The organism is Leeuwenhoekiella polynyae, from assembly GCF_004104075.1.
Taxonomy (GTDB): Bacteria; Bacteroidota; Bacteroidia; order Flavobacteriales; family Flavobacteriaceae; genus Leeuwenhoekiella; species Leeuwenhoekiella polynyae.
Genome location: NZ_QOVK01000005.1, coordinates 60,707 through 80,674, shown reverse-complemented (window position 1 = coordinate 80,674; position 19,968 = coordinate 60,707). Strand labels below are relative to the sequence as shown.

At 36.7% G+C, this 19,968-nt stretch carries 13 protein-coding genes and 1 riboswitch; of the genes, 12 read left to right on the top strand and 1 reads right to left on the bottom strand.

The genetic code is table 11. The annotated features are described in order from the left end of the window. Positions 1 to 31 precede the first annotated feature (31 nt). Positions 32 to 1,930 carry an amidophosphoribosyltransferase gene (locus DSM02_RS08065; RefSeq protein WP_128765144.1) on the top strand — a complete coding sequence of 633 codons (1,899 nt, stop codon included), beginning with the start codon at positions 32 to 34 and terminating at the stop codon, positions 1,928 to 1,930. Between the two features lie 920 nt (positions 1,931 to 2,850). Here DSM02_RS08065 and DSM02_RS08060 read toward each other — a convergent pair. Further along, entirely contained in the window at positions 2,851 to 3,459 is a 609-nt protein-coding gene (locus DSM02_RS08060) for a superoxide dismutase (protein WP_128765143.1), read from the bottom strand. Positions 3,460 to 3,646: 187 nt separating this feature from the next. Here DSM02_RS08060 and DSM02_RS08055 point away from each other — a divergent pair, with 187 nt between their 5' ends. From DSM02_RS08055 to DSM02_RS08005, 11 genes are all read left to right on the top strand, one after another. Then, on the top strand, positions 3,647 to 6,790 hold the full coding sequence (locus DSM02_RS08055; RefSeq protein ID WP_128765142.1) for a UvrD-helicase domain-containing protein: 3,144 nt from the start codon (positions 3,647 to 3,649) through the stop codon (positions 6,788 to 6,790). Positions 6,791 to 7,041: 251 nt separating this feature from the next. Beyond that, positions 7,042 to 8,415 carry an OmpA family protein gene (locus DSM02_RS08050; protein ID WP_449405354.1) on the top strand — a complete coding sequence of 458 codons (1,374 nt, stop codon included), beginning with the start codon at positions 7,042 to 7,044 and terminating at the stop codon, positions 8,413 to 8,415. Positions 8,416 to 8,564: 149 nt separating this feature from the next. Further along, positions 8,565 to 9,950, top strand: a complete 1,386-nt coding sequence (locus DSM02_RS08045; protein WP_128765140.1) for an OmpA family protein — start codon at positions 8,565 to 8,567, stop codon at positions 9,948 to 9,950. A 78-nt stretch (positions 9,951 to 10,028) separates the two neighbouring features. After that, entirely contained in the window at positions 10,029 to 12,728 is a 2,700-nt protein-coding gene (locus DSM02_RS08040; protein ID WP_128765139.1) for a PD-(D/E)XK nuclease family protein, read from the top strand. Positions 12,729 to 12,859: 131 nt separating this feature from the next. Then, a complete protein-coding gene (locus DSM02_RS08035) occupies positions 12,860 to 13,297 on the top strand; it encodes a thioredoxin family protein (protein ID WP_128765138.1) in 438 nt (145 codons plus the stop codon). 4 nt (positions 13,298 to 13,301) lie between these two features. Then, positions 13,302 to 14,285, top strand: coding sequence for an FAD:protein FMN transferase (locus DSM02_RS08030; RefSeq protein ID WP_128765137.1), 984 nt, complete (start codon positions 13,302 to 13,304; stop codon positions 14,283 to 14,285). After that, positions 14,282 to 14,494 (top strand): DUF4266 domain-containing protein, encoded by a 213-nt coding sequence (locus tag DSM02_RS08025; RefSeq protein ID WP_128759625.1) that lies wholly within the window; start codon positions 14,282 to 14,284, stop codon positions 14,492 to 14,494. The genes DSM02_RS08030 and DSM02_RS08025 overlap by 4 nt, the downstream gene beginning before the upstream one ends. Positions 14,495 to 14,505: 11 nt before the next feature. Beyond that, on the top strand, positions 14,506 to 15,780 hold the full coding sequence (locus DSM02_RS08020) for a DUF3570 domain-containing protein (RefSeq protein WP_128765136.1): 1,275 nt from the start codon (positions 14,506 to 14,508) through the stop codon (positions 15,778 to 15,780). Between the two features lie 149 nt (positions 15,781 to 15,929). Further along, positions 15,930 to 17,873, top strand: a complete 1,944-nt coding sequence (locus DSM02_RS08015; protein WP_128765135.1) for a M1 family metallopeptidase — start codon at positions 15,930 to 15,932, stop codon at positions 17,871 to 17,873. A 123-nt stretch (positions 17,874 to 17,996) separates the two neighbouring features. After that, positions 17,997 to 18,386 carry a hypothetical protein gene (locus DSM02_RS08010; protein ID WP_128765134.1) on the top strand — a complete coding sequence of 130 codons (390 nt, stop codon included), beginning with the start codon at positions 17,997 to 17,999 and terminating at the stop codon, positions 18,384 to 18,386. A gap of 140 nt (positions 18,387 to 18,526) precedes the next feature. Then, positions 18,527 to 18,591, top strand: a riboswitch (Fluoride riboswitch). A 45-nt stretch (positions 18,592 to 18,636) separates the two neighbouring features. Further along, entirely contained in the window at positions 18,637 to 19,947 is a 1,311-nt protein-coding gene (locus DSM02_RS08005; protein WP_128765133.1) for a voltage-gated chloride channel family protein, read from the top strand. The last annotated feature ends 21 nt before the right edge of the window (positions 19,948 to 19,968 follow it).

Genomic DNA, 19,968 nt, shown 5'->3' with positions numbered 1-19,968 from the left:
ACCGAAGGGGGCGCAAACATTAGAACAAGCTATGAGTGATGCAATTAAGCATGAATGTGGAATTTCAGTAATACGCCTTTTGAAACCTCTGGAGTATTATAAAGAAAAATACGGCAGTGCATTTTATGGTGTAAACAAAATGTATTTAATGATGGAAAAGCAGCATAATCGTGGTCAGGATGGTGCAGGTTTTGCCAGTATTAAATTAGATATGGCTCCGGGTGAGCGCTACATAAGTAGGCAACGGTCTATTGCGCAGCAACCTATACAAGACATTTTTGCACAAATAAATTCTCGTATCAACCAGACCTTACTGGAGCACCCGGAATATGCAGATGATGTGGCTTTACAAAAAAAATACGTGCCTTATATAGGTGAGTTGCTCTTAGGTCACGTGCGCTATGGTACATTTGGAAAAAATAGTGTTGAGAGTGTTCACCCGTTTTTAAGACAAAACAACTGGATGCACCGTAACCTTATTGTTGCAGGTAACTTCAACATGACCAACGTGTTTAAGCTTTTTGATAAGCTTGTAGAGCTTGGTCAGCACCCCAAGGAAAAAGCAGATACCATCACGGTGATGGAAAAAATAGGTCACTTTTTAGATGATGCAGTTGCTAAGGTTTATAAGAAATTAAAAAAGGAAGGCTTTTCTAAATTTGAAGCTTCTCCACAAATTGCAGAACGTCTTAACATTGCAAAAATCCTAAAGAAAGCTTCTAGAGACTGGGACGGCGGTTATGCTATGGCCGGCTTATTAGGTCACGGAGATTCTTTTGTTTTACGTGACCCTTCAGGGATAAGACCCGCTTATTATTATAAAGATGATGAGGTTGTAGTTATTGCGAGCGAACGCCCTGTTATTCAAACCGTTTTTAATGCAAATTTTGAAGATGTTCATGAGCTAGACCCGGGTCACGCAATGATCATTAAAAAAAGTGGTGCAACTTCAATCGAAAAAATTCAGGAACCTTTAGAGCGCAAAGCATGTTCTTTTGAGCGCATTTATTTCTCAAGAGGAAGCGATGCCGAAATTTATCAGGAGCGTAAAGAACTGGGGCGCTTATTAATGCCTGAAGTTTTAAAGCATATTCAGCATGATACGCAGAACACTGTTTTCAGTTACATTCCTAATACGGCCGAAACTTCTTTTTACGGTATGGTTGAAGCTGCACAGGCAGAACTAGATAAGCAAAAAGCAGATGAAATTTTAGAACGTAGAAACGAACTTGACAAAGAAGGCCTTAAAGAGATTCTTTCAAAAAAATTACGCACTGAAAAGATAGCTATTAAAGATGTAAAACTACGCACCTTTATTACCGAAGACAGCAGTAGAGATGATCTTGTAGCTCACGTTTATGACGTTACCTATGGTGTTGTAAAAGAATCTGACAATTTGGTGATAATAGATGATAGTATCGTACGGGGTACAACACTTAAGAAAAGTATCATAAAAATGTTATCTCGATTAAATCCTAAGAAGATTGTTGTTGTTTCTTCTGCACCGCAAATTCGCTATCCTGACTGCTACGGAATAGATATGGCTAAACTTCAGGACTTCATTGCATTTAGAGCGGCTATAGACCTCTTAAAAGAGCAAAATAAAGAAGACATCATAGATCAGGTTTATCAAAAGTGTTTAAGTCAGGTAGATTTTGAAGATACAGAAGTTGTTAATTATGTAAAAGAAATCTACGAACCATTTACCGACGAAGAAGTTTCAGATAAAATTGCAGAACTTCTTAAAGATGAAACCACTAAACCAGAAGTAAGTGTTATTTATCAAAAAGTGGCTGATCTACACAAAGCATGTCCTAAAAACTTAGGGGACTGGTACTTTACAGGTGACTACCCTACCGCAGGTGGAAATCGCGTCGTAAACCGTGCTTTTATCAATTATGTAGAGGGAAATTTGAAAAGAGCGTATTAAAACAACTGTTTAACTAATAATTAAGCACTTAATCTAAAAGATTTGGTTCTATCCTACAACATATAATACTTTAGTGACTGCCATAACATAAGTAGGTTAAGTTCATGGTAGATTTGGGGCAAAAAAGGTGGATTTATTCCACCTTTTTTATTGCCCAAAATTTAAGGGGTGGCGAGTATGCCCGGTGCTTGATATCAAAATAGACTTAATTACAAACTCATTTTCTATTAAAAACATATCTGCTGCTGCGAGCCGTTTCAGTCTTCCGCTTTTTTCCACCTTTTTTATTTGAACCAAATTGGGGTGGCGAGCTTATTTTGCGTTTTTCTATCAACTGCAATTACGATCTAAGAGCAACGCTAAATCAAATCCACAAAAATTAGCGCGAGCCGTTTCAGCCTTCTACTTATTCCACCTTTTTTATTGCCCAAAATTTAAGGGGTGGCGAGTATGCACGGTGCTTGATATCAAAATAGACTCAATTACAAACTCATTTTCTATTAAAAACATATCTGCTGCTGCGAGCCGTTTCAGCCTTCCGCTTTTTTCCACTTTTTTTTATTTGCATAAATTCGAACTTAAAAGCTAATTACTGTTGAATACGCTCGCTCAGAATCTTTAAGAGGACGTTACTATAGAGAACACGGTATTTTATTGGGCAAGAAACTATTTCAGTTCTATCAAAAGCATCCTAATAAACATTCTTCTCCAACCCTTCCTTATATGGAATGAAGTTACCTTTTCTAATAATTCCCATAATCTAAATGTTATGAATTCTCTGAGAACTTCAAATCAACTAGTATCCCTAGATTTCAAAACACCTATTCAATAAATTTTCATTTAAAAAATATGCTTTTTTAAAAAAAGGGCATAAAAAAGCCCGGTAAAACCGGGCTTTAATTACTATAAAAAAGTTTTTATTATTTGTTCTGAGCATATCTGCTAGAAACTTCTTGCCAGTTGATTACATTAAAAAATGCATCAATATATTCCGGACGCTTGTTCTGATACTTTAAGTAATAAGCATGTTCCCATACATCAATACCTAAAATTGGAGTTCCACCACAGCCTACTTCCGGCATAAGTGGATTATCTTGGTTAGGAGTAGAACAAACTTCTACTTTTCCACCTTCGTGAACACATAACCATGCCCATCCAGAACCAAACTGAGTTCCTGCAGCACTACTAAATTTATCTTTAAACGCGTCAAAAGATCCAAACGCAGCGTTAATAGCTTCTGCTAATTCACCAGTTGGCTCACCACCACCGTCAGGAGACATGACCTCCCAGAACAAACTGTGATTGTAAAAACCTCCACCATTGTTACGAACAGCTTTGTTAGACATATCAAGATTAATCAATATATTCTCAATAGTCTTTCCTTCTAAATCTGTTCCTTCAATAGCAGCATTTAATTTACTGGTATAACCTGCGTGATGCTTATCATGGTGAATTTCCATGGTTTGAGCATCAATATTTGGTTCTAGTGCGTCTTTCGCGTATTTTAATTTCGGGAGTTGAAATGACATTTTTATTTAATTTTTTTCGTTAATAGAATAGTTGATAGTCAAAGATAGTGATTCATAAGCCTTATTTAAAAGATGCTGTGTTATAATACTCTTAAGGTTTAACCTCTTAGCAATTAATTCTAAAATAAAAGCATATCTCTACAATTGGCTTGCGAGCTTCCACACGGTAATTTATTATCTTGAACCCATGCAAAATCATCCTTCAATTTCTATTTATAACGCTTCTGCAGGTGCGGGTAAAACCTTCGCTCTTGTAAAGAATTATCTCAGCATCTTATTTAAAAGTAACAACGAATTCAAATACCGTCGTATTCTCGCCATAACTTTTACAAACAAAGCTGTGGCAGAGATGAAAATGCGCATTGTAAAAAACCTTCAGGAATTTTCAAATGAAGCTATTTTTGAAAATCCAAGTCCAATGCTTCTCACAATCGAGGAAGAAACTGAACTGAGCCGAGAAGAAATTCATGAAAAATCAAAACGCCTACTGAAAAATATTGTTCAGGATTTTGCCTCTTTTGATGTGGTTACCATAGATAATTTTACACATCGCATCATTCGCACCTTTGCTTATGACCTTAAAATTCCTCAAAACTTTGAAGTTGAGCTCAACACTCAGGATGTTTTAGAGCAAGCCGTAGACAACTTGATTGATAAGGCGGGGAGAGATCCGCTTATCACACAAGTTCTACTAGATTATGCATTTGAAAAAATTGATGACGATAAAAGCTGGGATATTTCACTTGATTTCTATGAGATAAGCAGACTGCTACTTAGTGAAAATGATCGCAAATTTTTAAAGAGAATAAACAACAAGTCTTTAAAAGAATTTGCAGAACTTAAAAAGTATTTAAAAGCTTCTAATAAAAAACTTGAAGTTCAGATTAAAGAATCAGCAAAATCCTTATTAGAATTTTTCAGTACAAATGGTCTTGAAGAAGCGCACTTTAAAGGAAAATATCTTCCAAAGACAGTCTTCAAATTTTCAGAAGGAAATTTTGCATTAAATACTTCTTCTGCTTGGGTGATTAAATTGGGTGAAGAACCTATGTACACCAAAACCCAGAAAGATATCATTAAGCAAACTTTAGATCAGATCGCTCCAGAAATTACAACCAAATTCAACACTATAAGATCTGACATTTTTCAGTTGAAATTTCAGGAGGAACTTTACAAAAAACTGACACCCCTTTCTGTTTTACAAGCTATACAAAAAGAAGTTGATGCGCTTAAATCTGAAAATAACTTAGTTTTAATTTCAGACTTTAATGAACTTATTCATAAAAACATTGCTAACCAGCCAACACCATTTATATATGAACGTTTAGGCGAGCGCTATGAAAACTACTTTATTGATGAGTTTCAGGATACTTCTGTCTTGCAATGGAATAATCTAGTACCACTAATAGATAACGCCGTAAGCACCAATCAGCCTGAAAGTCTGGCAAACAGCTTAATGCTTGTAGGCGACCCCAAACAAGCCATATACAGATGGCGCGGCGGAGAAGCAGGTCAGTTCATTAGCTTATCAAAAGATGAAGTTAATCCGTTTCAAAACAGAGATAAAAAAACCATTGATCTTCCTTTTAATTACAGAAGTTATGATCAAATCATACATTTTAATAATTCCTTTTTTACTGAAATAGCATCTGTTTTTGCCTACGACGAGTATAAAAATATCTATACTTCTGGAAATGCTCAAAAGGAAAACTCCAGAACAGGAGGTTATGTTTCCATTTCATTTGTAGACGCCGATACAAATACAGATGCTGAACCGCTATACCTAGATGAAGTTGTAAAGTCCATTAAATCTTGCCAAGAAAATGGTTTTAAACTTCACGAGCTCTGCATTCTCGTGAGAAGAAATGCCGAAGGAGTTGCTATCGCGCAACGTCTTCAGGAAGAGAAAATACCAGTTATATCTAGTGAAAGTTTGCTTCTTAAACAGTCTCCTCAAGTTCAATTTATAATCAATTTATTGCACTTTACATTAGAACCAGATTCTAATGCCATCAACATCAAGTTGCTTGAATATTTGGCGAAATTCCATTTAAAAATTGAAGACAAGCATGAGTTTTATAAATATTACTTATCGTATTCCGGAGAAACTTTATTCAACACTATTTTTGAAGATTCTGATGATTTTGATTTTAATTTATGCTCTTCCTTACCCATTTATGAAGCTGTAGAATATATAATAAGAAGCTTTAACCTGAATCTGGAAGGCGGGTCTTATCTACAGTTTTTCTTAGATGCTATTTATGATTTCTCTCAAAAAAATTACGGTGGTATTCCCGAATTCATAATATGGTGGGATCGCAAAAAAGATAAATTGAGCATCAGCACACCACCTGCTTCAGAAGCTATACAGATCATGACTATTCACAAAGCCAAAGGACTGGAGTTTCGGGTGGTTATTTACCCTTTTGCACATACTGACCTCCATCCTACTAAATCTGATTCTTATAATTGGTATTTACCGGAAGAAAATGAATTCTTAGGATTTGAAGCATTGTTGTTGGGACAAAAAAGTGAACTACTAGATTACAATGAGCAGACCTCTGTTCTGTATCACCAAAAAAGAATTCAACAACAACTCGATAATATAAATGTATTATATGTAGCACTCACGAGAAGTGTTGAGCAATTGTACATAATTAGTAAAAGCAGCAAACTCAGAGGTGAACCGAAAAATTTTTCTGACCTATTGAGACTTTATTTAGAAAATCAAAATTTATTCAATACTGATCAAAACAAGTATTACTTTGGCAATCAACAGCGTATCTCTCACACTAAAGCGTTAGCAAACAATTCAAATGAATTGAAACTTATAAGCACCGCTAAAGAATCTCATGATTTAATATTAGTCACACAGGCAGAAGCACTATGGGATACCGCACGACTAGAAGCCATAAGTTTTGGAAATATCGTCCACGAATTGATGGCTGAAATCAAAACCGAAAAGCATATAGATTCTGCGCTAAAAAAGGCTATAACTAAAGGAATGATTACAACAAAGCAATTAGAACCGTTAGAGACCAAACTCAGAGAATTAATTGTTGCATTGCAGGAACACGGTTTTTTTAATCCTCAACATCAAATTCTTAATGAACGAGCAATTCTTACTTCCGGGAAGATGCTCAGACCAGATCGAGTGGAAATTGATCCCACAAATAAACTATGGCTTTTAGATTATAAGACCGGAGAGCCTCATCAAAACCACAAAAACCAGATAACAAAATATGAAAATGTATTACTAAAAATGAATTATCAAGTAGTGAAAAAAGTCATAATCTACCTGAATGCTAAAAAACCAATACAGGTTCTTTAACATTTTATATACAATCTTAAATCTTAAAATATTCATAATCAGTCATATTCACGACTCTATTTAAAATGCTAATTATAAGGAGGTAAAGTACATTTTTTATTAACTCAAAGCATATTTATACTGTCTAACAGAGACTTACAGTAATTATAATTCTTAGTAAAGGTTTAATAAAACTTTATCACTTGTGGTTTTGCAGGTATATTTTAACAAACTACTTTTACCTCAATAATTTAACAAACCATTTAATTATGATTAGAAGTACTAGTTTATTACTGGTGTTGTTTGCTTTCTTAGCAGGCTCATTAAGTGTAAGTGCGCAAGACGAAAACAATCCTTGGTATATAAGCATTGGTGTAAACGCAGTTGACACATATCCTGTATGGCCAGGTGAGAGACCAACTACTGGTGGTTTTCCAAATGAATTTTATAATGTAGATGATCACTGGAATATTCTTCCATCAATATCAACAATCTATGTAGGTCGCTATATAGGTAGTGGTTTTAGTTTTGGTGTTAGAGGTTCACTAAATAAAATTGAAAAATTAGGTGATGCCCCAGCAAATGACTTAGCATATTACGCTGTTGATGGTATGTTCACTTACAGTTTCCGCGATGCTCTTTTTGGAGAGGGTGGCTGGTTTGATCCGTATTTAGGTGCAGGTGGTGGTTATGTTTTTATAGGAGATCTTCCTAGCCACGGTACTCTAAACGGTACAGTAGGTTTAAAAATCTGGTTATCAGACAATCTTAATTTAAACCTGTCATCAACGTATAAGCATGCGATGGAAGGCTATTATACAAGACATTTTCAACATACTGCTGGTATAGGTTTCAATTTTGGCGGAACTGATACTGACGGCGATGGTATTTATGATGATAAAGATGAATGTCCTGATACTCCAGGTTTAGAAGAATTTAATGGTTGTCCAGACACAGATGGTGATGGTATCAAAGATTCTGAAGATGCTTGTCCTGAAGTTGCTGGTTTACCAGAATTTAATGGATGTCCTGACTCTGACGGTGATGGCATCGCTGACCCAGAAGATGCTTGCCCTGATGTTGCCGGACCTGCAGAAACTAATGGCTGTCCTGATGCTGACGGTGATGGAGTAATTGACTCAGAAGATAACTGTCCTAACGAGGCTGGCCCTGCTGAAAATGATGGATGCCCTTACGAAGACCAGGATAACGATGGTGTTTTAGATAAAGATGATGATTGTCCTACTGTACCGGGAACTGTTGCTAATAATGGTTGTCCTGAAGTAACTGTTGAAATTCTTGAAGAAATCAACGTACAGGTTAGAACTGTATTATTTGATTTGAATAAAGCTTCTATTCGTGCTGAATCTTACGAGACTCTGAATACAGTTGCTGAAACAATGAAAGAATATCCTAACACAAGATTCTTAATTGAAGGCCATACTGACAGTCAGGGTTCTGATGCTTATAATTTAAAATTATCAGATGAAAGAGCAGCATCAGTAAAAGACTATTTAATTAAACAAGGTTTACCAGCAACGAGACTTTCTTCAGAAGGATTTGGAGAGTCTAAGCCAGTAGCTACAAATGCAACTGCAGCTGGAAGACAACAAAACAGACGTGTAGAAATATCACTTATAGAATAATGTAATTATAAAAGATCTGGCAACAGAATCAAGTCGAGAATCATTCCATTTTAATTATAAAAATGTGATTTTTATTAAATTTGACTTTGTTGCTAGATTTTAACAAATTACATTTGCTTCAATTAACACTTAAATTTTACTTACTTAACATGAAAAATCTTACTAAATTATTTCTGTTTGCAGTTTTGATCTTCGCAGGTCTTAACACTGCAAACGCACAAGACAAAAACAACCCTTGGGCTGTTAGTATTGGTGTGAATGCAGTTGATACTTATCCTGTATATCCACCAGACAACAGACCTTTAACCGGAGGTTTTCCTGATGAATTTTATAATGTTTCTGATCACTGGAATATTCTTCCTTCAGTTTCTACACTTTATGTAGGTCGTTACATAGGTGCAGGATTTGCTCTAGGTGTGAGAGGATCTATCAACAAAATTGACAAAATGGGAGATCTTCCTGTTGATGATTTAGCTTACTACGCTGTAGATGGTATGTTTTCTTATAGCTTCCGTGATGCTCTTTTTGGAGAAGGCGGTTGGTTTGACCCTTACCTAGGTGGTGGTGGTGGTTACGTGTTCATTGGCGATATGCCAAGTCACGGAACCCTTAACGGTACTGTAGGTTTAAAAATTTGGTTAAGCGATAACATTAACCTTGACTTATCTTCTACTTATAAGCATGCAATGATGCCTGGTACTTATTATACAAGACATATGCAGCACGTAGTGGGTGTAGGTTTCACTTTCGGTGGAACAGATACTGATGGTGATGGTATTTATGATGATGAAGATGAGTGCCCTGAAACTCCAGGTTTAAAAGAATTCAACGGATGTCCTGATACTGATGGTGACGGTATTAAAGATTCTGAAGATGCTTGTCCAGAAGTAGCTGGTTTACCAGAATTTAATGGATGTCCTGACTCTGATGGTGATGGTATCCCAGATAATGAAGATGCTTGTCCTGACGTTGCTGGTCCTGCTTCAACTAATGGTTGTCCTGATGCTGATGGTGACGGTGTAATTGATTCAGAAGATGAGTGCCCTAACGAAGCTGGTCCTGCATCTAACAACGGTTGCCCATTTGCTGATGCTGATGGTGACGGTGTTGCTGATAAAGATGATGACTGTCCTAACGTAGCTGGTCCTGCTTCTAACAATGGTTGTCCTGAAGTTGACGCTAGTGTACTAGAGACTTTAAATGGTGAAGCTGGTCGTATCTTATTTGATACTGACAAAGCTACAATTAGAAAAAGCTCTTATGCAACTCTTACTACAATCGCTAATATCGTAAAAGAATACCCTACTGCTTCTTTTGAAGTTGAAGGTCACGCTGATAGCCGCGCGAGTAACGCATACAACATGGATCTTTCTGAAAGAAGAGCTCAATCTGTTGTTGATTACTTAACTAGTAAAGAAGGTGTAAATGGTAGCCAATTATCTATCAAAGCTTACGGTGAAGAGCAGCCTATCGCTCCTAACACTACAGCTGCAGGTATGCAACTTAACAGACGTGTAAAGCTTACTTTAAAGTAAGACTTGATTCAGTTTAAATCTGAAATAATATATTTGGAAAACGCCCTGAGAAATCAGGGCGTTTTTTATTTTTAACTTATGACTACATTCATTGACGAAGTAATAGAAGACATCTTAAATTCTAAATTACCACTAGCTGAAACTGTGGTGATCTTACCTTCTAAAAGAGCAGGAAGCTTCTTTTTAAAGAAATTGAAAGAGCATCTTAAAGATGACGTTTGCTTTCTTCCTCAGACGCTAAGTATTGAAGAACTTATAGAGGAAATATCTGGATTAACAGCTGCTTCTCAAACACAGCTTCAGGTTGAATTGTATCATGTATATCAAAGTCAATTTGATGGAGAAACTCCAGAAGCTTTTTTGAACTTTTTAGGCTGGGGGCAAACCTTACTAGGTGATTTTAATGAAATTGATCGCCATCTGATCCCAACTGACAAATTCTTTGATTATTTATCTGCCGTAAAAGAACTCAACCATTGGTCAACTGATACCAGTTCACAACTTGTCACAAACTACCTAATATTCTGGAAGTCTATCAACACCTATTATACCAGCTATAAAAAACATTTAGAGGATTTAGGCTTAGGTTATCAAGGTATGCTTTATCGCAAAGCAGTTGACAATGTCACTTCTTTTTTAGGTGAAGACAAGCAACACTATATTTTTTGTGGTTTCAACGCTCTAAATACTGCAGAACAAGAACTCATAAAAAACTTTTTACAGCGACCTACAACAAAAATTTACTGGGATATTGACCCTTATTTTTTAAATGACAACAATCACGTTACAGCAACGTTTATAAAATCGTATTTAAAAGAATGGCCTGGCCTTAAAGAAAAGAGTCTCTTGCTTCCCAAGCAAAATTCAAGCTTCAATACTCCAAAAAATATTACCGCTACCGGTATCTCTCAAAATATTGGTCAGGTTAAATACACCGGTCAATTACTTTCTGACTTCTCAAAAGAAGAATTAGAAGATACTGCCGTTATTCTGGGTGACGAAGCTTTACTTCTACCGTTACTCAACTCTTTGCCCGCTTCCGTTAAGAATCTTAATGTAACGATGGGGCTTCCGTTAGGGCAGGTAGCACAAGCTGCTTTTTTTGAAAGTTGGTTTCAACTTCAAATCAATCATAAAGAACAAGGATATTATTATAAAGATGTACTTTCCATTTTAGATCAGCAGTATACGATATATCTTCTAGGAGATGAGCGAAAAAATCTAAAAAAGGAAATCACCCAAAAGAATTTGGTTTTTGTCAAGCCAAATGATCTTAATAAAGAAGCTTCAGAAAATTATAAGCTACTTTTTAATTCTTGGAATGAAAACACCTCAAAAGCTTTAGAGCAAATTTTAAAAGGTATTCAATGTTTGAAAGAGATTCTGTTTCCGGAGCAAAATTGGCTTCAGCTTGAATTTCTGCACGCATTTTTAGAGCTATTTACGCGATTAACAAACTTAAATGAAGCCTATCCATACCTCAACGATATTAAAACCCTCAAACAGTTTTATAAAGATTTACTGAGTCAGGAGACTTTAGATTTTAGAGGTGACCCTTATCAAGGACTTCAGATTATGGGGGTTCTAGAATCTCGGGTTCTTGATTTTAAAAATATAATCATCACTTCTTTAAATGAAGGCACATTTCCGTCAGGAAAAAGTCAAAATAGTTTCATCCCTTTTGATTTAAAGATTGAATATAAACTGCCCACCTACCGCGAGAAAGACGCGATTTATGCGTATCACTTTTTTAGACTGTTACAACGCGCCGAACATATAAATCTCATTTACAACAATGAAGCTGGTGGCTTAAACAGCGGTGAGAAAAGCAGATTTTTATTACAGTTAGCAACAGATCCTGACGCAAATTATACATACATTGAACAAAGTGCTTCTGCTTCAGTAAGGCTTGAACCCCAAACGCTCAAAGAAATAGAAAAAACACCCACTATAATCGAAGCTATAAAAAAGCATGCGGCTTCAGGGTTTTCGCCTTCAGCATTAACGACCTATATACGCAATCCTGTTGATTTTTATTATAAATATGTTTTAGGTATTAAAGAGCTCGATGAAGTTGAAGATGTAATCGCACACAATACATTAGGGACCGTTGTTCACGAAACGCTAGATACTCTATACAAGCCTTACCTAAACACCATACTTTCTAAAGAAATTGTAGAGAAAATGCTGAGCACAATTGATGCGGAAGTTAAGCGCCAGTTTGAACTCAACTACAATGCGATCAATATCAAAACCGGGAAAAATCTCATTATTTTTAATGTTGCAAAACAATTTGTGACTAATTTTTTAAATCAGGAATTGCAAACCATAACCTCTGGTAGCGAGATTATTATTAAAGATCTTGAGACAAAATATGTGGCTCAGCTTTCTCCTGAAATTTGTATTAAAGGAACCGTTGACCGCGTAGATCAAATAAATGGAGTAACCCGTATTTTAGATTATAAAACAGGAAAAGTAGATACCCCACAATTAGTAATTAAAGATTGGGACGAATTAATCACAGATTATAAAAAGCAGTCTAAAGCCTTTCAGGTCTTGTGTTATGCTTTGATGATTTCTAAAAAAGAAACGCTACCTGAACAAGTTGAAGCCGGTATTATTTCCTTTAAAAATCTGAACAAAGGATTTTTAAAACTCACTGAAAATAAAAACTCAAACATTACACAAGAACTTCTGGAAACCTTTGAAAGCTATTTGCTCAAGCTTATTGATGAAATAGTAAATAGTTCTGTTCCGTTTATTGAAAAAGAAGTTTAAAACTAATTCCATATTTTTTTCGTTATATAGTATACTAAAAATTACAGAGATTTTTAGCATACTTTTGGTTCCTCTTTTGCAATATAGAGCTGTAAGCGTATCTAACACTTACACCCTTTAAATAATAAATTATGAGAAAACTAATTTTAAGTTTTATTTTAATGCTAGCATCTTTTCAACTAGCAAGCGCACAAGAGTGGACAACAGATATAAACAAAGCAAAACAATTGGCTGCAAAAGAACATAAACCTATTATTTTGGTTTTTCAGGGCTCAGATTGGTGTGCACCGTGCATCAAACTAGATAAAGAAATCTGGCAAGCAGATTCTTTTAAAACCTATGCTAAGACTCATTATATAATGCTACAAGCAGATTTTCCACGGAAAAAGAAAAATGCGCTTCCTGCAGATTTACAGGCCGCTAATAATAAACTTGCCGAAAAATACAATCCCAATGGTTATTTTCCATTCGTTGTCGTTTTAGATGAAAAAGGTAATGTTTTAGGAAAAACGGGCTACGAGAAAACCGCGCCTGAAGCTTATATAAAAAACCTCAACGCCTTTTTATAAGTTTATGCGATTTGCAACGGTTTCCATTTTACTGTTTTTATGCAGTCAAATCTTAAGTGCACAAGAGACTTATAAACGCACGCTCAAACTGATGGGTAGTCGTTTTGATATAACGGTAGTTGCAGCAAATAAAACTCAAGGTGACGCATATATAGACTTGGCTGTTGCCGAAATCACACGAATTGAAAAATTGATTTCATCCTGGGATCCCAATTCTCAAACTTCTCAAATTAATGCCGATGCCGGAAAAATTCCGGTTAAGGTTGATCCAGAATTGATACAACTCATACAACGGTCACTCGGGATTTCAAAACTCACTGATGGGGCTTTTGATATCAGTTACGCGTCGATGGATAAAATCTGGAAGTTTGACGGTAGTATGACCATGATGCCTTCAGAGCAAAAAATTGCCCAATCTGTAGCGAAAGTAGGCTATGAAAATATAGTTATAGATCCTGTTGAACAAACTGTCTTTCTTAAAAAAGAAGGAATGAAAATTGGTTTTGGTGCAATTGGTAAAGGTTATGCTGCTGATCGCGCTAAAGAATTACTGATTCAAAATGGTGTCACTTCAGGAATTATAAACGCATCTGGTGATATGAATACCTGGGGAAAGCAAACTTCTGGCGAACCGTGGAAGGTAGCCATTACAAACCCGCTAGATAAAAATAAGGTGTTTGCATTATTGCCCGTAATAAATAGTGCCGTTGTAACATCCGGAGACTATGAAAAATACGTAACTTTCAATAACATCCGTTATTCACACATTATAGATCCGCGTAGTGGATACCCCGCTACCGGAATCATTAGCGCAACAGTTTTTGCTTCAAAAGCAGAACTGGCAGATGCTCTGGCGACATCTGTATTTGTGATGGGGATTGAAGTTGGGCTCAATCGCATCAATCAACTGCCTAACATTGAATGTATAATTATTGATGAGAATGGCACCGTTCATAAATCAGATCATATAGAAATTCAGAAACCATGATAAAAAAACTAAGTCTTGTAGTTGTTTTGGCATTTATGTTTACCAGTTGCGTTGCTGTTAAAGAATATGAGAAGGTAAACATTAATGATCCTGATATGGCACTAGCAGATAAACCTGCAGACCGCAATGTTTCTACTTTTCATTCTTATCGTGAGGCGGCAGCAGGAGCTAACGGAGGTAAGACCGGCGGAGGTTGCGGTTGTAATTAATTCAAAAAACTATGCTTAAAAACTACTCTATTTTAGCCCTATTCTTTTGTATTAATACATTAGCATTCGCACAGCAAGATCAATCTGAAAACACATATAAAAAACGGGTTTTAGAAACTACCGAAATTGACCTATTGAGTAGCTATTATGGGCAGCAAGGTAATAATGCTGCGGTTAGCGGTGGTTTGGGAACCGAAGAATTAACTGATGCGACAGGAACTATTGTGGTCTCAATCCCTATAAATGCTGATGCTATTTTAACCATAGATGCAGGGGTTTCGGCATATACATCTGCATCTTCTTCAAACATCAATCCTTTTGACGGAAGTAATGGCGCTGATATTTATCAGGCATCTTCGGGAGCATCACGCAGCGATACCTGGGCTAATCTTACGGGTTCTTACACCCACAACTCAGATGACCGTAACAAAATATGGTCTGCAAAAGCTTCGGTATCTTCAGAATACGACTATTTTTCTATTGGTTTTGGTGGAAGCTATACCCGTCTCTTCAATGAAAAAAATACCGAATTGAGCATAAGAGCTAATGTTTATTTAGATACCTGGACTACTATTTATCCTATCGAATTGAGACCCGGTGCTGCCTATGGCGATTCTAACTACAATCCCACTTTTACACCATTTAATGATAAAGGCAGAAACTCGTATTCGTTAGGTTTTGGTTTCTCTCAAATACTATCTAAAAATGTGCAAGGTTCGCTAGCGCTAGATCTGGTTCAGCAAAGTGGTTTATTATCTACACCTTTTCAACGGGTTTATTTTAGCGACAGCCCAGATGTCTTCTTTGATAATTTTCAACTGGCTGATGACGTAGAACGCTTACCCAATAATCGCTTTAAAATTGCTGCAGGCGGTAGGTTAAATTATTACATAAATGCTGCACTAGTTTTGCGTTCCTATTACCGGTATTATACAGACGATTGGGGCATAAACTCACATACCGCCAGTCTTGAGATTCCTGTAAAACTAGGCGATAAGTTTACTGTTTATCCGTCTTACCGCTATTATACGCAAACAGCCGCAGATCAATTTGGGGCTTATGAAACGCACCTTTCTACTGATACGTTCTATACATCAGATTATGACCTGTCTAAGTATAATGCCAATCAGTTTGGTTTCGGTATAAACTATACTGATATTTTTGCTAATTTCCATCTACTACAATTTGGTCTTAAAAGCATTGATCTTAAATACTACAATTATAAACGAAATACCGGACTCAGTTCAAACATCATCACTGCCGGATTTAAATTTGTTCAAGACTAAAGCATTATTGTCGCTTTAATTTTTCGATAAACGAAAGAGAACTTATACTTTTAAGCCAATGTAAATTTATTGGGGTTTACCCTTCTCTATTTATTTACAGAAACAATATAATTTTTAAATCTCGGGGCCCGAGTAAAACCTTTTAGTCAATGAATTTTTTCAATCGAAAATTGACCTTAGCAACTCTTGTTTTAGGAGGGGTTGCAATAGGTATCGCGCAAGAAGCGCAAGGCAATCAACAACTTTTTAGTGAGTTCTTAGAACATAGCGGTAATGAGTTTCGCACCGCAACCGGCAAACCGGGTGAGCACTACTGGCAAAACGAAACCGATTATAAAATTGAAGCCACACTAGATGATAAAGCACATACCATAACCGGTAAACTTACTTTAGAATATACTAACAACAGTCCACAAACACTTGATTTTATCTGGATGCATCTGGAGCAAAATCGCTTTACAGAAAATTCACGTGGAAATCTAACAACTCCTATAGGCGGTAATCGCTATAACGGCGATGTAGACGGCGGTTACACCATTACAAATCTTAAGGCAAAAGTAAAACGCAGCACTTCATCAAAACACATCATTACAGATACGCGTATGCAAGTGTTTTTTGATGAACCGATTCCCGCTGATGGCGGTAAAGCAACCATTTCTATGGACTTTACCTATAAAATTCCGGTGAAAGGAATGGATCGTATGGGACGTTTAGAAACCAAAAATGGCACCATCTACGCGTTAGCTCAGTGGTATCCTCGTGCAGCTGTTCTTGATGATATTGAAGGATGGAATATTGAGCCTTATCTAGGCGCTGGTGAATTCTATTTAGATTATGGTGATTATGAATTCAAAATTACTGCACCGTATAACCACATTGTAGTGGCTTCTGGAGCATTACAAAATGAAAAAGATGTGCTTTCTGCTACAATGCGTGATCGTATGGAAAAAGCAGAAAATAGCGACGAGACGGTTTATATTGTTAAACCTGAAGAATTAGATAATATGTCTTTACGCGCAAAACAAAGCGGTACATTAACGTGGAATTTTAAAATGGAAAACACCCGTGATGTAGCTTTTGCTTCTTCTAAAGCTTTTATCTGGGATGCCGCAAAAATCAATTTACCTAGCGGAAAAAAAGCAGTAGCACAATCGGTTTATCCTATTGAAAGTGATGGTCAGGAAGCCTGGACGCGTTCTACTGAATACACCAAGCATTCAATTGAAAATAATTCTGAAATGTGGTATGAATACCCATATCCTGTTGCAGTAAATGTAGCTGCAGATATAGGCGGAATGGAATATCCGGGACTGAGCTTTTGCAGCTGGAAATCTACAAGTGCCGGACTTTGGGGCGTTACAGATCACGAGTTTGGCCACAACTGGTTCCCAATGATTGTGGGCACAAACGAACGCCGCTATGCGTGGATGGATGAAGGCTTCAACACCTTTATCAACTATTACAGTACAATGAAATTCAACAATGGTGAATATCCTGCACGATTGAATCAAACTCGTAATTCTGTAAGCTGGTACACAAGTCCATCGCGTGAGGGAATAGACACCTATCCAGATGCCGTTAATTTGAGAAACTTAGGTATGATCGCTTATGCAAAACCAGCACAAGGTCTGCTTATGTTGCGTGAGTATATTTTAGGACCAGAACGTTTTGACAACGCATTTAAGTCTTACATCAAAACCTGGGCGTACAAACATCCACAACCGCGAGATTTTTTCAATCATATGGAAAATGTAGCCGGTGAAAACTTAGCCTGGTTCTTTAAAGGATGGTTCTACGGTACCGGAAATATTGATCTGGCTGTAAACAGTGTAAGACCCTATCAAGGTAATTATGTAATTAGTATTTCTAATGAAGGTGATATCCCAATGCCGGTTAAAATGCTGGTAACTTTTGATGATAAAACCACGCAATTGGTCGAATTACCAGTAGAAATCTGGCAACGTGAAAACAGCTGGAATTATATGCTGAACACAGATAAGAAAGTGAGCAAAGTGGAGCTTGATCCTAACAAGATCTTACCAGATGTAAACTTCTCTAACGACAGCTGGCCGGTATCTCAATACCAGAATTAAGAATTCTGTTTTATAACTACAACCCCCGAATGATTATCATTCGGGGGTTTTTTATGCTCGTATGCGGAGTGTAACAAACTTTTGTTTTGCACTACTTATAGTTAAACAAATCATCAATTAATTATGGAAATTCAACCTAACAACCTCAGTACCTTTAGAGTTCTTTTTATCATAAAAGGAATCTTCAATCTTCTCGGTGCTTTATTCTTTGTGGGTTACGGCTTTTTTATGAATATGCTTTTTAGTGAAGTAGGACACGATGCTTCGGCACCTTTTGAAATGTCTACATTCTTTGGTATCATAAGCGGTTTAGGTTTTGTTGTCTGTCTTATTTTTGGGATTGTGACACTCATAGCGGCTAAATATATTGGCGAAGCACGTAATTATACTTTTGTTCTTATAGCTTCAATAATGAACTGTCTTACGGGGATTTTAGGTATTCTTCTGGGTGTTTTTGCTATTTTAGAGATCAACAAACCGCATGTTAAAGTACTATTTGATCAGAATCAATAGAGTATTTTCTATTGACTACAATTCAATATTAGTTTAAGAATCAACTTAATCTCAATTGATTTTAGAGTAGAATAACCTACTTGAATATGAAAATTGTATTTCATCAAAATCCTTTCAAGATTTCTGTTATCTTTGCTCTTTAAATTAAAGGCAATGAGGTCTGCCTCAAACCGCTTCAAATGAAGCTGATGACTTCTACTAAAAACGGCCACAGACGTGAGTCGCAGTAGAATCATTTATATACGGCAGTATGAACATAGACAAATTAAAGCGCTCAATATCTTCCATTGAGCAAATTCCTACTCTGATTTACCTTTTTAAATGGATTATCATTTGCACCTTGATTGGAGCAATTGCTGGTAGTATTTCGGCATTTTTTCTACTCAGTCTAGAGTGGGCGACTAACTATCGCGAATCTCATTTATGGATTATCGCCTTACTTCCTATAGGTGGTTTTATCGTAGGTCTTTCTTATCATTTATATGGAAACAGTGTTGTAAAAGGTAATAACCTCCTGCTAGAAGAATTTCACTCACCCAAAAAAGTGATACCTTTTAAAATGGCACCGCTAGTGCTTTTTGGTACGATTGCCACACATCTTTTTGGAGGTTCTGCCGGTCGTGAAGGCACTGCTGTACAGATAGGTGGTGCAGTTGCAGATCAGTTTACCAAACTTTTAAAACTGAATGATCAAGATCGAAAAATTCTCCTGATTGCCGGTATTAGTGCCGGTTTTGCTTCGGTTTTTGGTACGCCACTCGCCGGAGGTATTTTTGCTCTAGAAGTACTTATTTTAGGCAGAATTCGTCTGGATGCTATTGTGCCAAGTTTTCTAGCTGCTGTACTGGCTGATTATTTTTGTCAGGCCTGGGATGTGGGTCATACGCATTATCACATCCATTCTATTGCCGAAATGAGTCCGGTAAATCTCTTATGGGCGCTACTCGCAGGAGTTATTTTTGGCTTGGTTAGTATGCTTTTCTCAAAAAGCACACATTTCTGGGGATCACAATTTAAAAAATACATAAAGTATCCGCCCTTACGGCCATTTATTGGCGGTGCAGTGATCGCCGTTGCAGTATATTGTATTGGCACCACAAAATACATTGGACTTGGCATACCTATCATTGTAGACTCGTTTAGTGAAGGGATGAACAAATATGACTTCCTAGTAAAAGTTTTATTTACCTCATTCACGCTGGGTGCTGGTTTTAAAGGTGGCGAAGTAACTCCGTTATTTTACATTGGTGCAACCCTTGGTAATGCACTGATCTGGTTTATTCCATTACCTATGGATTTGCTAGCCGGGATGGGTTTTGTTGCGGTTTTTGCCGGTGCGACTAACACACCTATTGCCTGTACAATTATGGGTATTGAACTTTTTGGTATTGAATCTGGCGTGTTTATCGCCATCGCATGCAGCACTGCTTACCTTTTCTCGGGTCACTCCGGTGTTTATACTTCACAAATTATAGGAAGCCCTAAAAACACGCATTACAACAGTGAAAAAGGCATCAGCCTGTCTGAAATAAGCAAGAGTAGGGAAAAGAACGAATCTTAAGTTCATTTAAAACAAAACCCC

What these genes read in the sequence shown, in the direction of transcription:
- DSM02_RS08020 (WP_128765136.1), top strand. Translation starts at nt 14,506, where the DNA reads ATGCTTAAAAACTACTCTATTTTAGCCCTATTCTTTTGTATTAATACA.
- DSM02_RS08010 (WP_128765134.1), top strand. Translation starts at nt 17,997, where the DNA reads ATGGAAATTCAACCTAACAACCTCAGTACCTTTAGAGTTCTTTTTATC.
- DSM02_RS08035 (WP_128765138.1), top strand. Translation starts at nt 12,860, where the DNA reads ATGAGAAAACTAATTTTAAGTTTTATTTTAATGCTAGCATCTTTTCAA.
- DSM02_RS08040 (WP_128765139.1), top strand. Translation starts at nt 10,029, where the DNA reads ATGACTACATTCATTGACGAAGTAATAGAAGACATCTTAAATTCTAAA.
- DSM02_RS08015 (WP_128765135.1), top strand. Translation starts at nt 15,930, where the DNA reads ATGAATTTTTTCAATCGAAAATTGACCTTAGCAACTCTTGTTTTAGGA.
- DSM02_RS08065 (WP_128765144.1), top strand. Translation starts at nt 32, where the DNA reads ATGAGTGATGCAATTAAGCATGAATGTGGAATTTCAGTAATACGCCTT.
- DSM02_RS08060 (WP_128765143.1), bottom strand. Translation starts at nt 3,459, where the DNA reads ATGTCATTTCAACTCCCGAAATTAAAATACGCGAAAGACGCACTAGAA.
- DSM02_RS08045 (WP_128765140.1), top strand. Translation starts at nt 8,565, where the DNA reads ATGAAAAATCTTACTAAATTATTTCTGTTTGCAGTTTTGATCTTCGCA.
- DSM02_RS08025 (WP_128759625.1), top strand. Translation starts at nt 14,282, where the DNA reads ATGATAAAAAAACTAAGTCTTGTAGTTGTTTTGGCATTTATGTTTACC.
- DSM02_RS08030 (WP_128765137.1), top strand. Translation starts at nt 13,302, where the DNA reads ATGCGATTTGCAACGGTTTCCATTTTACTGTTTTTATGCAGTCAAATC.
- DSM02_RS08005 (WP_128765133.1), top strand. Translation starts at nt 18,637, where the DNA reads ATGAACATAGACAAATTAAAGCGCTCAATATCTTCCATTGAGCAAATT.
- DSM02_RS08055 (WP_128765142.1), top strand. Translation starts at nt 3,647, where the DNA reads ATGCAAAATCATCCTTCAATTTCTATTTATAACGCTTCTGCAGGTGCG.